This window comes from Marinicella marina, assembly GCF_030065545.1.
Classification (GTDB): domain Bacteria; phylum Pseudomonadota; class Gammaproteobacteria; order Xanthomonadales; family Marinicellaceae; genus Marinicella; species Marinicella marina.
Genome location: NZ_JASJNC010000003.1, coordinates 28628 through 42723 on the forward strand (window position 1 = coordinate 28628; position 14096 = coordinate 42723).

Sequence of the window (14096 nt, forward strand, 5' to 3'; positions counted from 1 at the left end):
CCAAGGCTGTGATTTGTTGCATATTTTTTTGATAAATTTGTAAGCAACCATGTCTTTTACCTTTCATGTATTTAATAACAACCATTTAAATCAAGCTGATGAGGGAGTAGAACCAATCATGTCCAACAATAAGATATTGGTGATTGAGGATGAATTTGATATTGCTCAATTAATCAAAATTCATCTGTCTGAAATTTGTGACCAAGTCCAGCTGGTTCACGATGGCGAACAGGGGCTGAAGATGGCTTTGCAACATGAATGGAGCGCTGTGGTCTTGGACTTGAAGCTACCCGGCATGGACGGCTTGGAAATTTGTCGACGCATTCGCAGCCAATCAAACTACGTCCCCATATTGATGCTCACCGCAAAATCCACGGAACTGGATCGTGTGTTGGGCTTAGAGCTGGGTGCCGATGATTATTTAACCAAACCGTTCAGTGTGATGGAGTTAACCGCACGGGTGAAAGCCTTAATCAGGCGGTTTGATGCCAGCAGGGGTTATCAACAAAACAGCATTGCTGCTGATCTTTCTTATCCAGGACTTCAAATCCTCACTGAACAACGCACGGTGGTAGTTGATGGCAACGAAATTAAGCTGACAGCAAAAGAATTTGATCTACTACACTTTTTTGCCTCACACCCGGACAAAGTATTCAACCGTTCACAATTACTAGATCAGGTTTGGGGCTATGGGCATGAAGGATACGAACACACCGTGAATTCGCACATGAATCGCCTCCGAACCAAAATAGAAGCCGACAGCAATGAACCCAAATACATCAAAACAGTCTGGGGGGTTGGCTATAAATTCATCGGCACCTCACAGGTAACCAACCACGCATAAAACAATGAACTCAATAGCTAAAAAATTATCTTTCGTTTTGCTCACCTTATTCATCGTTATAGGTATCATCCTGGCCTTCATCACACGCTATGCCAGCGTCCAATACAATCACGAGATGACCCAGCGGCTCAATGGCTCGATAGCCATGTACGTGGCTGCTGAAGAGCAACTGATCCAAAATGGCCAGCACAATGAGGCCGCAATTAAGAAACTGGCAGAACGCGCCATGGTGATTAATCCCACGGTCGAAGTGTATTTGCTGGATAACGAAGGCCGCATATTGAGCCACAACTTACCGACTGGTACAGCGCTGCCTGACCAGATTCCATTGTCACAGATTAAGACTTTCATCAGTGAGCCAGAACAGCGCCCTATATTGAATTTAGACCCCAGAAGTCCGCAAACCGAGAAAGCCTTCTCAGCAGCCAAAGTGACTTTCAACGGACAAGATGAGGGTTATGTATATGCCATTCTGGGTGGCCAAACTTATGAGCTGTTGGCCAAGGACATCAGTAAAAATTGGGTACTAAAAGTCGCCTTGGCCAGCATTGCAGCGGTACTGATTCTGACCTACCTGATAGGCATCCTGATGGTCAATCAACTGACCAAACCGTTAACCCATGTAACGAAAAAAGTACGCCGTTTTCAACAACAAATGACCGGTGAAACACCGAACAATCAAAAAGTAGGTGATGAAATCAAAGTGCTGGAGACGGCTTTTCAAAACATGCAACGCAAGATCAAACAACAGGTTAAACAGATTCAGGCTGCTGATCAAAACCGCCGTGATTTGATCACCAATGTCTCACACGATCTGCGCACACCTTTGGCATCAATACAAGGTTATATGGATACCCTGCTGATCAAAAAGGATCAACTGGATGAAAAACAACGTGATTATTACCTGGCCACGGCCAGCAAGCACTGTATCCGCTTGAATCAGCTGGTGAATGATTTATTTGAATTATCTAAACTGGATTCATTGGTGATTCAACCCAAGCTAGAGTCGTTCTCACTGTCGGAGTTGATGCAGGATGTCAGCATGGAATTTAAAATGCTCGCGCAGCAGCGCAATGTAGATCTGAAAATAGACTTGCTTGATGGCAACACCGAAGTAAGGGCTGATATCGGATTGATGCAGCGTGTTTTTGAAAACCTCATCAACAATGCCATCAAACACACGCCAAAAAATGGCCAAGTGATGCTCAAGCTACAACAGCATAATGACCGCTTCAAAGTCATCATCCAAGACACCGGACGCGGTATCAGTGAAAAAGAGCTACCGCACATTTTTGATCGCCTGTTTCAGGCTGAAAACAGTTCTAACCACAACCAAAATTCATCGGGTTTGGGTTTAGCCATCGTGAAAAAAATCATGGATTTACACCACACCAAGATCAAAGTCATCAGTCAGTTGAACCGCGGTACACAGTTTTCTTTTCAACTGCCAGTGGCAGCATGAACTTTGAGGCAACGGAATAAGAATCGTTACAATCATAAATAAATGTGCACTCCGTTGTATTTTTGAGAATTATTATACATTTAGTTCTAAAAGAAATTGACACCCAACTGAGTTTATGACATTTTAAATTCGCACATTGCGGAGAAAGAAAATGAAACATGTATTATGTTTGTTGCTGTTGGTTGTCAGCTCAGTTGCCAGCAGTTACGAAATTGAATTGACCAGAACGTATAACAAGGTGTTGGTTGAAAATAATCATATGGTGGTCAAGATGAATGCCACCGGTGAAGTCAGTATCAGTTATCCCGAATTCATTAAGGACGCCAAAACCAGAGCATTCAATGCATCGGTGAATAAATTGGCAGTGATTGATGGTTTGGTCAATCAATTGGATTTCAATACCACTGGCAATATGCTGCAAAACAAATTGAAAGTCATCAAAAGAAATCACAACACCCCTTTGTTTTATTCATCTGAGGTTGATTTGATTCAGTTGGTGATTAAACAAGACGATGTGGTTTGGAAAGTTTCCATGGATAATTTAGCAGAGTTACAACAGCATTATGAATACATGGGCAGTTGGCAACCTTTGTTGGACCTCATCAAAGAAATACAAAGCTGGTCACAACAAGCCTTACAGCCATCAGCAGCGGGAGCAACACCATGAAATTTTTAGTGACTATTGCTGTGGTATTATTCAGTAACAACCTCCATGCCGGTGCATACATCTTTGCCGGTGAGTCCAATGGCATTGATATCATCACCCATCCCAGTAATTACACGGGTAATTCAGGCGTGGTCGAGGTGAATGTTTGCATCAACCCAAGTTCTGTTGATGCCGCCGACATGGTGATTCCAACACTGAATATCATCAACACCTTTAATGAACTACAGGGCTTTAACAATAATTTGGTATTTGGTGGGGCCAATAATATTCCTTCGGGTCAAATAGACTGGGAGTCTGTGGCTTTACATGAAGTCGGGCATTGTATTGGTTTGGCGCACCCCAATCTGGGTTCACAAACTGGCGTCAGCGGTTCCAACACCAATTACACCAATTCAACCAATGGAGTCGATGATGTGTTCACTTTTAACGATGGCAGTGACAACATCATTGGTTCAGGTGACGATGTCAGAGGCGATGATCAAAACCTGTTCTGGTTCAACGACAACGTCAACAACCCATTCGTAGCATCACCACCATTTGATGCAACCACCTATACAAGAGAACTGGCAGATTTACCCAATGGTGACAGTTTCGCAACCAATCCAGATATCAATGTGGCCGCAGATTTGGGATTTGCAAACACCGAAGGTGTGATGCAACAAGGTTCACGAGGTGATGAGGATCAGAGGTTATTGGGCGTTGATGATGTCGCTACTTTGAGGCTGGCCATGAGCGGTTTGGATGAAACGGCTAATACCAATGATGATTACACCATCAGGCTGGTTTATGGCGGTTTGACCAACAATTGTGACATCAATATTTACAACGACCCAGGTTATTCAGGGTTTGCGGTTTGTGGCGTCGGTGGCTCCTTTCTCAGTAATAACCACGTCGGTATTACAACTGGTGATATTCAAACTAATCCGAATACCAATTGGTTTTTTAACGATGTGTCCAATTTTGATGATGTCATTTTTGAGGATGGTTTCGAGTAACAGCATCGCGCGCTGGTTCTCTCACCATCAGGTGTTACGAATTTTCTCAGCTTTCACCTGATAATAAACCACTTCCATATCTCCCAACGGGTCTTTATGCATCGCAGTTTTGGTGTATTGCATGCCCAATTTTTTCATCACTGCTATGGATGCCAGATTATCTGGCATCGCAATGGCGGAAAAAATCCCAACATCTTGGCTTGATGCCAACGTCTGCATGATGTGTTGCGCCGCTTCGGTGGCATAACCAGCGCCCCAAGCTTTGCGCTTGAATCGCCAACCCAACTCCCAATCATCCCAAGACGGATTGTCAGTGAAATAATTCATCGGCCTGACCAATATCCAACCAATAAACTCATCATTTGCTGTGACCCTTACCTGCCACAAGCCCCAGCCTTTGGTGGGGTTGGTGTATTTGACCATTCTTGGGATGAAGACATCATGAATCTCTTGCATCGAGGTCATTTTGCCACCGTTGATGTAGCGCATGACTTCAGCATCTTGGTCCAATTCAAACAACAGCTGGGTATCGGCTGGCCCCATCAAAGCATAGCTCAATCTGTTTGAGGGCGGCATGCTGAGTTGATCATTCATTGAGCAGGTCTTGATACACTTTGTTTTTGTCTATCATCGAAGCCACGAATGAACATGTGGGCTTAACCTTGAGGTGGTTAACCCTGGCAAAAGCCAAGCCATATTTAACCAAATCGGTACCCAGCCCTTGACCGCCCAATTCCTTGGGTACGATGGTGTGGGTGTAATCAATGTAATCACTGTATGACTGGTATGTCATATACCCCATGTAATCTCCCACATGAATTTCGAACCTTTGTTTGTCTTGGTTATGTTGGATGTCTGTGTTCATATAATTAAATGTAGTCAATTAAACATTATTGTAGCAAAAACCGCCATTAAACCTTCACCTAAATCTCATCAAAACATGCTAAGCTTTTCAATGTGATCCAGTGATAATTTTACCCATGAAAAATACCTTACTTTGTTTATTGATTTTGTTCACTGTTGGTTGCAGCCAACCCATCAAGCCCACTCAACAGACCCTACAAACCATCGCCTTTGGTTCTTGTAACAAGGAATATGAAGACCAATCATTCTGGCCGCTAATCGCTGCGCAACAACCCGATTTGTGGGTTTGGCTGGGTGATAACATCTACGCAGACACCGACGACATGGTGTTAATGGGCAACAAATACCACCAACAAAAAACCAATCCATATTACAGTCAATTCATTGCACAAGTACCTGTAACCGGCATTTGGGATGACCATGATTATGGCATCAACGACGGCAACAAAACATTCCCCATGAAAGCCCAAGCCGAAGACCATTTTTTGGCCTTCATGGACATCACTGAAGATGCAGCTGTTAACCAGTACCCAGGTATTTATCGCAGCCAAGTCTTTGGAACTGTGCCCAATCAAGTTAAAATTTTTCACTTGGATACCAGATACTTCCAAGACCCATTGGTGAAGACGCCCAAAGGATCAGCCAAAAATTATGTGGCTCAACCAGATGGTCAAGTTTTAGGTAAAGAACAATGGCAGTGGTTACAAAATGAATTAACCCAATCACAAGCCAATATCAACATCATCGCCAGCAGCATCCAAGTGATTGCCGAGGATCACAAATATGAAATGTGGGCTAATTTCCCCAATGAGCGAAAAAAATTATTGGACTTGATAGTCAGTTCAGGCGCCAACAACCCCATCATCCTCAGTGGTGATCGGCACCTGTCTGAAATTTCAAAAATCAATTGGCAGGGTCAAGAGTTGATAGATGTCACTTCCAGCGGCATGACACATTCTTTTTCAGGTACTGATGAATACAACCGCCACCGCATCCATGATTTAATCACCACAGAATCATTTGCCACCCTTGCCATAGATTGGTCCAATAAGACTTTAGAAATTTTACAAATTGGTATGGATGGTCAAACGATAAACGCGCACAAGATGAACCTCAACTGAAATTTGAATACCATGTGAGTTTGGTTAGCGCCTCAACCCAATGCAGCATTCACACAGTCAGTATTGCACTCGCTTAAACTGCTAACAACCATGATGGTTTGTTCCTGAGATTGGAGCTGCGTTATCAGCGAGTGTTCCCGGATGTCTTGAAAAACCAGCCAAAAGATCACCATCAGAATTATCACCAGCAGCGGTAAAATCAGCAGCAGCAATGACAACTTGATAGGTTTTATCCGGCCGTTTTTTTGTTGGTCCTGCTTTTTTAGTCTGTTAGTAGGCATAGAATAGTTGATTTCCGAGCCACAATTTTCACAGGTAGATATCGGCTTTCTTGGCTCATTGGTATGACAGGGGTGGCCGCAAGATGGGCATTGGTATGATTCATTTAGGTGCATCATGGCATTATAATTCACAGCCAGTATTGAAAGTGAGAATTAGCCTTTAATTTATATGATGCATTGGGTTTGAATAAAATGGTGCCCGGAGGCGGAATCGAACCACCGACACGGGGATTTTCAATCCTGACTGGTATCGACTGGGATAATCCAGGTCTTTAAGATCAATAGGTTACGTTATGGTCTCCGTTGGGTTTCCTGTGGATTGTTAAGTTATCTGATAACTGTTAGTGGTTCGTTGGTATCCTGTGGGATGTTATTCGCTTGGCACCTCGCTTATTTTTACTGGTACAACCTGAAAACGGCCATCAACTTCCTGATTCAAATCCATACATGTGTTTTTAACCAATGTGGGTATGTCGTTAGTTGTTTCTGGCATCAGCTCATTGTCGAATGTGTCTTTAACACACCACGCTTCTACTTCACTCATGATTGCCTCACAATAAACTGGTTCTCTCTAATGGCCTCAAGCTGTCTACGGTACCAGATAACCTTAAGTTTCCTGAGGAACGTCTGCTTCTTCTTGACCTCCTGTTTTAGTTTGAATCTGATTCGTTGGTAGGGTGTTAAGTGTTTCTCTTTGTATTTATTCATCATTCATTCTCCTGGGCATCTCTCGCCCTTAATAGTTCATTATCATTAGTTTCTACATAAATCTGTGTAGTCGTGATAGACGCATGTCCTAACCAGTCCATCACAAAGGCCACAGAATAACCTTGGTTCAATAAAGCCTTAGCCTTAGTGTGTCGCATAGAATAAGCAGTGAACTTAGGGTTATCCATCTGCCCTAAAGCCTTCCTACCTTTGTCAAACTGTGCCCTATAAGAGCTACCAGTTACATTCAAGAAAGGACGTACCTCTCCACGGTTCAATCTGACCAACTTATCCATCAAGGCTCTCTTGACAGGTATAGTTCTCGCCTTACCTCCTTTAGAGTCCTCAAGTTTCAATGCAGCATCAATGGTATCCAGCTCATCCCCTGTGAGATTAATTAGCTCACTAGGACGACAACCAGTGTCCCATAAGACTAGAAAGAACACCTCATGTTCGTAGTCTGTGCAGTGCTGGAGGATCACCTGGAATTCAGCTGCTGTCATGGTCTGTCGGTGTCCTCTCATCTTCTCTCGATACTGAGGGATATAAGGCACTTTGTCTATCTCTTCCCATGAATGACAAGCAACATTTAAGGTACGCTTAAGCACTGATGTCTTACGGTTTATGGTGGCATCTGAGTTCCCTAAGTCGTCTCTGAGATACTCAATGTAATCATTTATCCATGAGGATGTTATGTCCTTTAGGAGAGTATCAGACCCAAACCAATCTTCAATAGCCTTGGCTTGTTGTCTCCTTTTACGGTGGTCTTTTTGCTTATGCCATTCATTTTTCCACATCTTATTGAATGCCTGACCAATTGAAATAGAGCCTTTCTGAGGCTTTGATTCTCTCTTAAGGTAGGATAGGTGCTCCTCTAGGATAATCATGGCCTCAGGAAGGTCTGAAGTGCCTGTACGCTTGAATTTGCGTATGCCTTCATCAGTATAGAACCTACCAAGGATTAAATCTCCATCATAGTAGCCAATTTTAATCTGCCAAGGTTGTACCCTTGGTTTTCTCTTTGCTTTCATATTGTTTCTATAAACTCCTTACCTTTTTCTGTTATGGTTATTATGTTAGATGACAGGTTCATGTAGTCCTGTTTTATGTCTAACATCCCAAAGCCTTCTCGTTTCCGATAGCTGTCATACTTACTATACATCCTAAGATGTTTTGAACCTGCCGCTACCCTTAAGTTAGACTTCTCAATTATAGTAGTTTGATCGGCTCCATCATTCTCATAGGCCACTAAGAATATGATGATCTGTTGTGCGGTCATGCTACTCTTGAGTCCCTGGAATTTCTTTAATGTCTTAATGACATTTAATCGCTCTTTATGTGTCACACTTACACTCCTCTAAAAGATTCACACTTTATAACATAAATTATCTTCCTTGACAAACTATCGGGAATGTAGATGTCTTATTGATTGTTGTTATTTCACCTCGAATTTAGTTGTTTGTTATCTCTGAGTAGATAGGAATTCATTGGCTGCTCTCCTTTCATCACTACAGATGGTGTAATCATTATCTGAACTATATTCTACTGTAGGGATTTCCCAATCTAAGGCATCCATTATTTCTAAGTATAAATCGACGGCCATATTTTTGGTTAATCTTTTATTTTGAATCGCTCTGTTAAAAACAACTAAAAGGTTTCTATGCGCACTCATTAAACATCCTCCTGAAAAATAGGTGTGAATATATAGCTATGGTTCATGGTTTTTATCTGTACTTTCTCACCATGTTTTAAAGAAATTATTTTATCTTCTTTATTCGCATCACCTGCTACAGATAAAGCCTTTCTAATTTGTTCCTCATTGACTGATTTTGATTGTAATAATACTCGACCAAGGCGTACCTCCACGACTGCTAAGTTTTTAGATTTATTACTTTTGTACTTTTCCTGCTCTGTTGTCTCTGTGTTGCTCATTTTATAATCCTATAAATTCCAATGAATTATCATATCTGGATTGTTACTATATGAGCCGCCACAAGCGCCAAAAGGGTTAGCCACTCTATGCTCTCGCAATCTACTCCCCCTGTTTGCCTTACGCAGTTCCCACCATTCGCGCTCTTGTTGTGCTTTTGTTTTCTTCTCAAAGTCCTTAGCGTGTTCTATGGTGTACATAGGTTCGACATCTTGGTTATCAGTTAAATGAAGACTGTAACCAGTGTTATCAGCCCTGAAGCATTTAAGACCCACTGGATGTCCTGACAGTAGACCATTGCGAATCGCTTTGACAATTGTACGCCTGTTAGGCGCCTTGATGGTTATATATGTTGTTGTGTCGAATTCTGACAGTAGTGTGAATGTTCTCATGTTGTTAGCTCCTTATGTAGTCTACGACCTAAGTCGATTATTAGTTTTGCTGTGTCCATTCCTTTCTTTTGATTGTCTTCTGTGAGGCCATAAGCATCTGCAAAGCCTCCAAGTGTTAGAAAGTCGTTGAAGTACTCAAGATAGCAGTCAATCAAGTCTTGAATGGTTAAAGCTCGAATTTTGTTGAAGTCACTGCCTATGGCGTTAAGTTTGAATATTGTTTCTTTGTTCATTGGTTCACCTCGAATTTGTCTATAAAAATGCGGTCTGTGGTCACTCTAATCCATCTATCCTCTTGGATAATCTCGCATGTGGTTGCGGCGCAATTTGGGCAGCCTATAATTGGTGTGTAATAGATTTGGCCGTCTATGGTTGTATAGTAATCATTGGTTACTGCTGTTATTAATAGGATTAATAGTTTCATGATTCTGTTACCTCAATTTTGCCAATGGTGTTCCCGTTGTAGTCTTTAATTGTTCTATAATCAGGATCGACAACGCTGGTATAATCAAGGGCTTTTTCAATGGCTCGCTTGACTTCAAACAGCGGATCAAAATCAAAAGCCGAATTGTCTGTGTTTAGTTCGATTTTAATATTCATGGTTTTGTTACCTCTTTAATTGAGTTATAGCCTTGCATGTACCATTTAAACCATGCTGAATGCTCCAATGCTTCTGGTGTTGGTTCATGTCCGTTTTGTTTGTCTTGCTTCCCTTGTTTGGTCGCTAATGCTTTTGTTCTTTTGTAGTTACTCATGTTGTTTACTCCGATATTATATTTAATTAGATAGTGTTAATTAATCCTGAAGACACTCAATGGCTTTATACTGCTTCACCATGTCCGCCTCATCTTCATTTTCTAACTGAATGTCACCAATTGCCTCATGCAAATCTGATTCAATTGAATTCCACCACTCCCAACACTCTTGTTCTATGTAGAGATATATAGCAGTCATACCACTGTTTTGTGTGGCTTGTCCATCTAACCCAGCGTTCTCAAAGGCTTCGATGAAGTCATGTTTGTAGAGATACCAAAGGCCATCAATCTCATAGTAGTAGATGGGTGTGTTGCTGTACACAATCTGATGTAAGCGCCCATCATAATCAATGTCATTTGATAGACATAAATCGTCCGTATCTGGGTTCTCAATCATATATTCAATGATGTACTCTTTTAACTCGCTGATTGCTTGGTCTACTCGTTCTTGTAGTGTGTCGTTTATTTCAATTGTTCTTTTCATGCTGCTATCTCCTCAAAAAATTCATGACTTACTTCATGTATTAAGTCCAAAACGTTATCTTCAAACTCCTTTTGAATGTCCGCAAAAAATCCCCCATGATAAGCATCCCAATAGTTTATAAAGGCTGCTATGGCTCTCTCTTCCCTAGAATTTGCTTGTACCAGCCAATCAACAGCGTTATTTGGCGTGAATGAAAAGAACCCATCATGACTGGTATAGTTATCCGTAAGGTATTGGTCAAATTGCGCATAATTAGCCTTAACAAGTGCTTTCATCTCATCTAAATCATAGGCCACAAGAAACTGAATGGAATCAGTAGTAAAGTTATACTCTCTTGGACTATGGATTTTTGCACCCTTCAAACCCTCAAATTTGATTGATACCCCTGATGCTTCAAGGGTTCCGTAGTCTTCGATTGTTTCGTTGAATTTATCAGTGATATACTCCTTGTATGCGCCAAAGTTAAAACCTCGGTCATCATCATTCCATTCATCCATAAAATCTGGATCTATAAGGGTGCCATACATGCCAACACAAAGATGATTGATAAGGCTTGTATTTAGTGTTATTACTGTTTTCATGTTATTTACTCCTCACCTCGCTTATTTTTACTTCTACCGCTTTGTACTTGTTATTCCCTACATACGACCTGTTCATGAAAATAGCTTTATTTTCACATTTTTGCTTATCGCCTGTGACTGTCATAGGGCATAGGCCATACTCGATGTCTTTTACGCACCAGATTTTCACTTCGCTCATTTTATTTACTCCGATATTATATTTTATTAGATAGTGTTAGATTAAGAAAAAGCGACAACAATAGTCATAACTAAAGTAAATCCGATTGTTGATGCTTTAATGATTGCGTTGTAATCTAAGTATTTCATGTTGTTTCTCCGATTTGTTGTTTGTTGTTTCTAGTTGATGATTGTATCTTATAGGATATTATTTAGTGATGCAAGTATTATTTACTCTAAATTCACCGTTTTCTTTAAAATAGTAATCATTAGCTTCAAGCATCTCTGTCAAACCTTCATCGCTATAGACATATTCAGTTGAATCGTGTAGGATTTTAAGACAGTGACTGCCAAGCTCTCTGTTAATCAATCCCTTAATAACTTCATAATCCCAAAAGCAACCAGTTAAAGGGTACTCCTCTATTTTTTCATTTAGCTCTTTAAGTGCTTCTCTATTATAATCAGTGATTGAAATAAATTCACCTCTATCTGGTACTTGGCTTATGCCGTAATCTAAACTACCTCCAATGTTACTAACTAAAGCCTTTAGACTTTTGATTAACTCATCAACTTCATATTGATTTAAATCATGCCAGTTATCTCGAACCCAATTAAAAACAGCGTCTTTATTAGGGTGCTCATTGATACTATAGATATTATATGTGACTGTTTGCATTTTATTAACTCCGATTAATATTTAATTGATGATTGTATCTTATAGGATATTGATTAGTGATGCAAGTCATATTTGAAAATAAATGCAATTAATTGATAAAAACAGCTACTCTTATAATGTTTAATAGGGATATTATTAATATCAGTGAGTAGACAGTACCTTTTATAATGGTGTGTGATTGTTTCTTATCGGATATGGTGAGCATTGTTATCTTGTAGGCTGAGAAGGCCATTAATAGCATGTAAATGAATAGATAAGTGCCTAAGGACATTATTAATTGTTAAATAAATTGAAATGAATACTAACTTTAAAAGTATGTGCTGTCTATTAATATGTCTAGATTCTCAAGGAATGAGATTCAGATCAATAGAATGGATAAATTAATATTTCAAAGGGGATTTAATGTTTAATGATTTAAAGAAGTGCAGTGGTTTGGTGGGTGTGCTTAATAGTGGTGTTGTGGATGATGTGGATTTTTTAGGGGCTTGTGAGATTCTTAAAGGATTGCTTGAGGATTTGATGTGTCTTGAGGATGTGATTGTGGTTGATGCGGTGGTTGATGTGATGATGGGATATGCAGATGTGAAAGGTTATGATGATGTATTTATGGTGCTGAGTGTAGTTAAGGGATGCGTGTGTTTGTTGGAATAGTGGTGTTTTGTACGGGTTCTGGTGGGTTCAATAGGGTCTGTACGTGCCTGGTGGTGTGTGATTACCTTGCTGATTCTAAAGTATTCACGTACGGCGCTTTATTTTGCGTACCATCTTGTACACAACACCATATTAGCCATCCATGAGCGACAAAAAGCGAACGTTTGCTCGCTTTTTAAGCAATAAAAGCCCCATTTAGGAGCTTGAGGGATTCTTAATCCCCGCCTTATCGCAGTGTTTATAGTGGTTTGGGTGATGATATGACAGTTAAATTGTCAATAATGATGGGTGAGGCCATGAGAAGACCCCAAGGGGGGAAGTGGTTTTCGATTGTTATTTAATGTGGGGTACCACAAATTTATAATAAAAATAAGCCCTCAGGATCTTCCATGACCCTTCAGACTCTTTAGTCCATTCATAGACTTCGCAAGGACAGTGCGGAGCTATATGTTCAATTAGTCTATAGCAACTAGCCAGAACCACGTCTAGGACTTAATGAGAGGCTCCTCAGGGCATTATAGACCCTATAGGAACCCTAACGTACCAGTAGGACATTATATCCTCTTAGATACGCTTAGAATTAAAATCACACCTACTACTTAAACAAAAGAAAGATAAGAAATCTAGGAGAGGTGTGAACATGTTGCCTCACGGCAAGAAGATTTAGTTATATATACATAGATCCTTCTATGTAATCGTGGAAGCCTTCTATGAGGCCATAGTCATCATCTAATGTTATATCCCAAAATTCATCATTCATCAGTATCATCATATAATTTCTCCACTTCTTCGTAGATTTGATCTACTAAAAACACCGCAGCTTTGGCAGTCCTACAGATTTCAGCTGATCCTACATTTAATCGACCTCTTAATATAGAAGCAGCTATCTGAACTGCCTGACTACGTATAGTTTCCTTTGGTATTTCAAACTCACATGGTGTCTCTTCATTCATCAGTATCACTCCCATAAGCTATTAAGAATAAGCCCATTCCCATTAGTAAGAATAGACCTGTAATGAACGTGAAGATCATCATGTGACGATCCAGTCCCTGTTCTTCTCTCTGGCTCTGTCCAGGCCTCTCTGAATCTTTAAGTCCCTTAACCAGAACCAATGAGCTATAAGAGGTGTGATTGCTCCTATAACTGCTGAAAGGGCTATGATTAGTATAGTGTCTATAATTGCCATAATTTAATCCTATAAAAAAGTGGCTCATCCTTGAGCCGAATATAATCCTTTAGTTTTCTACAATCGGAGTTAGTAGAATATATGAGAAATAAAAATGAAATACAAAAACACGACACTAAGTAAACTTATAGATACATTAGTACCCATATAGTCCATTAAAGACTAGTTTCCTATACCTTAATGATTTATATGTACCCTAATGATCTATAGGTTCTATAGTTTATTTTTATTTATTTTTTAATAAATAATATAATAATTAAATATAATATCTATAGATATCTTTAGTACCTATAGTATAGAGTCTATTCACTCTACCCTATACCGCACTTTTGTCTTATGTCT

The 14096-nt window shown here is 40.2% G+C and carries 21 protein-coding genes; 6 read left to right on the forward strand and 15 right to left on the reverse strand.

Annotated features, from left to right (window positions below; all coding sequences use genetic code 11):
• The first annotated feature begins 49 nt into the window (after positions 1-49).
• The 4 genes from QNI24_RS05040 to QNI24_RS05055 all read left to right on the forward strand — a co-directional run bounded on the left by QNI24_RS05040 (position 50) and on the right by QNI24_RS05055 (position 3968).
• Positions 50-844, forward strand: coding sequence for a response regulator transcription factor (locus QNI24_RS05040; protein ID WP_283708513.1), 795 nt, complete (start codon positions 50-52; stop codon positions 842-844).
• Positions 845-848: 4 nt separating this feature from the next.
• The gene (locus tag QNI24_RS05045; RefSeq protein ID WP_267175513.1) at positions 849-2306 is read left to right on the forward strand and encodes a sensor histidine kinase; all 1458 of its coding nucleotides are present in this window, start codon (positions 849-851) and stop codon (positions 2304-2306) included.
• 151 nt (positions 2307-2457) lie between these two features.
• A complete protein-coding gene (locus tag QNI24_RS05050) occupies positions 2458-2973 on the forward strand; it encodes a hypothetical protein (RefSeq protein WP_267175512.1) in 516 nt (171 codons plus the stop codon).
• Positions 2970-3968 carry a zinc metalloprotease gene (locus QNI24_RS05055; RefSeq protein WP_267175511.1) on the forward strand — a complete coding sequence of 333 codons (999 nt, stop codon included), beginning with the start codon at positions 2970-2972 and terminating at the stop codon, positions 3966-3968. Before QNI24_RS05050 ends, QNI24_RS05055 begins: the two co-directional genes overlap by 4 nt.
• Positions 3969-3995: 27 nt before the next feature.
• On the opposite strand, the gene QNI24_RS05060 is transcribed toward QNI24_RS05055, so the two are convergent.
• Positions 3996-4562: a GNAT family N-acetyltransferase gene (locus QNI24_RS05060; RefSeq protein ID WP_267175510.1), complete on the reverse strand. Its 567-nt coding sequence runs from the start codon at positions 4560-4562 to the stop codon at positions 3996-3998.
• Positions 4555-4833, reverse strand: coding sequence for a GNAT family N-acetyltransferase (locus QNI24_RS05065; protein ID WP_267175509.1), 279 nt, complete (start codon positions 4831-4833; stop codon positions 4555-4557). The genes QNI24_RS05060 and QNI24_RS05065 overlap by 8 nt, the downstream gene beginning before the upstream one ends.
• 115 nt (positions 4834-4948) lie before the next feature.
• On the opposite strand from QNI24_RS05065, the gene QNI24_RS05070 reads away from it, so the two are divergent.
• The gene (locus QNI24_RS05070) at positions 4949-5953 is read left to right on the forward strand and encodes an alkaline phosphatase D family protein (protein WP_267175508.1); all 1005 of its coding nucleotides are present in this window, start codon (positions 4949-4951) and stop codon (positions 5951-5953) included.
• Positions 5954-6604: 651 nt separating this feature from the next.
• On the opposite strand, the gene QNI24_RS05075 is transcribed toward QNI24_RS05070, so the two are convergent.
• From QNI24_RS05075 to QNI24_RS05130, 12 genes are all read right to left on the reverse strand, one after another.
• Positions 6605-6778 (reverse strand): hypothetical protein, encoded by a 174-nt coding sequence (locus tag QNI24_RS05075; RefSeq protein WP_283708514.1) that lies wholly within the window; start codon positions 6776-6778, stop codon positions 6605-6607.
• Positions 6779-6941: 163 nt separating this feature from the next.
• Complete coding sequence (locus tag QNI24_RS05080) at positions 6942-7973, reverse strand: tyrosine-type recombinase/integrase (RefSeq protein WP_283708515.1); 1032 nt, start codon at positions 7971-7973, stop codon at positions 6942-6944.
• Positions 7970-8287 (reverse strand): hypothetical protein, encoded by a 318-nt coding sequence (locus QNI24_RS05085; protein ID WP_283708516.1) that lies wholly within the window; start codon positions 8285-8287, stop codon positions 7970-7972. The genes QNI24_RS05080 and QNI24_RS05085 overlap by 4 nt, the downstream gene beginning before the upstream one ends.
• Positions 8288-8404: 117 nt before the next feature.
• Positions 8405-8614 (reverse strand): hypothetical protein, encoded by a 210-nt coding sequence (locus QNI24_RS05090; RefSeq protein WP_283708517.1) that lies wholly within the window; start codon positions 8612-8614, stop codon positions 8405-8407.
• Complete coding sequence (locus QNI24_RS05095) at positions 8614-8874, reverse strand: hypothetical protein (RefSeq protein ID WP_283708518.1); 261 nt, start codon at positions 8872-8874, stop codon at positions 8614-8616. The genes QNI24_RS05090 and QNI24_RS05095 overlap by 1 nt, the downstream gene beginning before the upstream one ends.
• 9 nt (positions 8875-8883) lie before the next feature.
• The gene (locus tag QNI24_RS05100) at positions 8884-9264 is read right to left on the reverse strand and encodes a hypothetical protein (RefSeq protein ID WP_283708519.1); all 381 of its coding nucleotides are present in this window, start codon (positions 9262-9264) and stop codon (positions 8884-8886) included.
• Entirely contained in the window at positions 9261-9497 is a 237-nt protein-coding gene (locus QNI24_RS05105; RefSeq protein ID WP_283708520.1) for a hypothetical protein, read from the reverse strand. The genes QNI24_RS05100 and QNI24_RS05105 overlap by 4 nt, the downstream gene beginning before the upstream one ends.
• 187 nt (positions 9498-9684) lie before the next feature.
• The gene (locus QNI24_RS05110; protein ID WP_283708521.1) at positions 9685-9864 is read right to left on the reverse strand and encodes a hypothetical protein; all 180 of its coding nucleotides are present in this window, start codon (positions 9862-9864) and stop codon (positions 9685-9687) included.
• Positions 9861-10019, reverse strand: a complete 159-nt coding sequence (locus QNI24_RS05115) for a hypothetical protein (RefSeq protein WP_283708522.1) — start codon at positions 10017-10019, stop codon at positions 9861-9863. The genes QNI24_RS05110 and QNI24_RS05115 overlap by 4 nt, the downstream gene beginning before the upstream one ends.
• A 40-nt stretch (positions 10020-10059) precedes the next feature.
• Positions 10060-10503: a hypothetical protein gene (locus QNI24_RS05120; protein WP_283708523.1), complete on the reverse strand. Its 444-nt coding sequence runs from the start codon at positions 10501-10503 to the stop codon at positions 10060-10062.
• Positions 10500-11084 (reverse strand): hypothetical protein, encoded by a 585-nt coding sequence (locus QNI24_RS05125; protein ID WP_283708524.1) that lies wholly within the window; start codon positions 11082-11084, stop codon positions 10500-10502. Before QNI24_RS05125 ends, QNI24_RS05120 begins: the two co-directional genes overlap by 4 nt.
• Positions 11085-11448: 364 nt before the next feature.
• Entirely contained in the window at positions 11449-11916 is a 468-nt protein-coding gene (locus QNI24_RS05130; RefSeq protein WP_283708525.1) for a hypothetical protein, read from the reverse strand.
• A gap of 402 nt (positions 11917-12318) precedes the next feature.
• On the opposite strand from QNI24_RS05130, the gene QNI24_RS05135 reads away from it, so the two are divergent.
• Positions 12319-12567, forward strand: a complete 249-nt coding sequence (locus tag QNI24_RS05135; RefSeq protein WP_283708526.1) for a hypothetical protein — start codon at positions 12319-12321, stop codon at positions 12565-12567.
• Positions 12568-13319: 752 nt separating this feature from the next.
• Here QNI24_RS05135 and QNI24_RS05140 read toward each other — a convergent pair.
• Positions 13320-13520 carry a hypothetical protein gene (locus QNI24_RS05140; RefSeq protein WP_283708527.1) on the reverse strand — a complete coding sequence of 67 codons (201 nt, stop codon included), beginning with the start codon at positions 13518-13520 and terminating at the stop codon, positions 13320-13322.
• Positions 13521-14096: the final 576 nt, after the last annotated feature.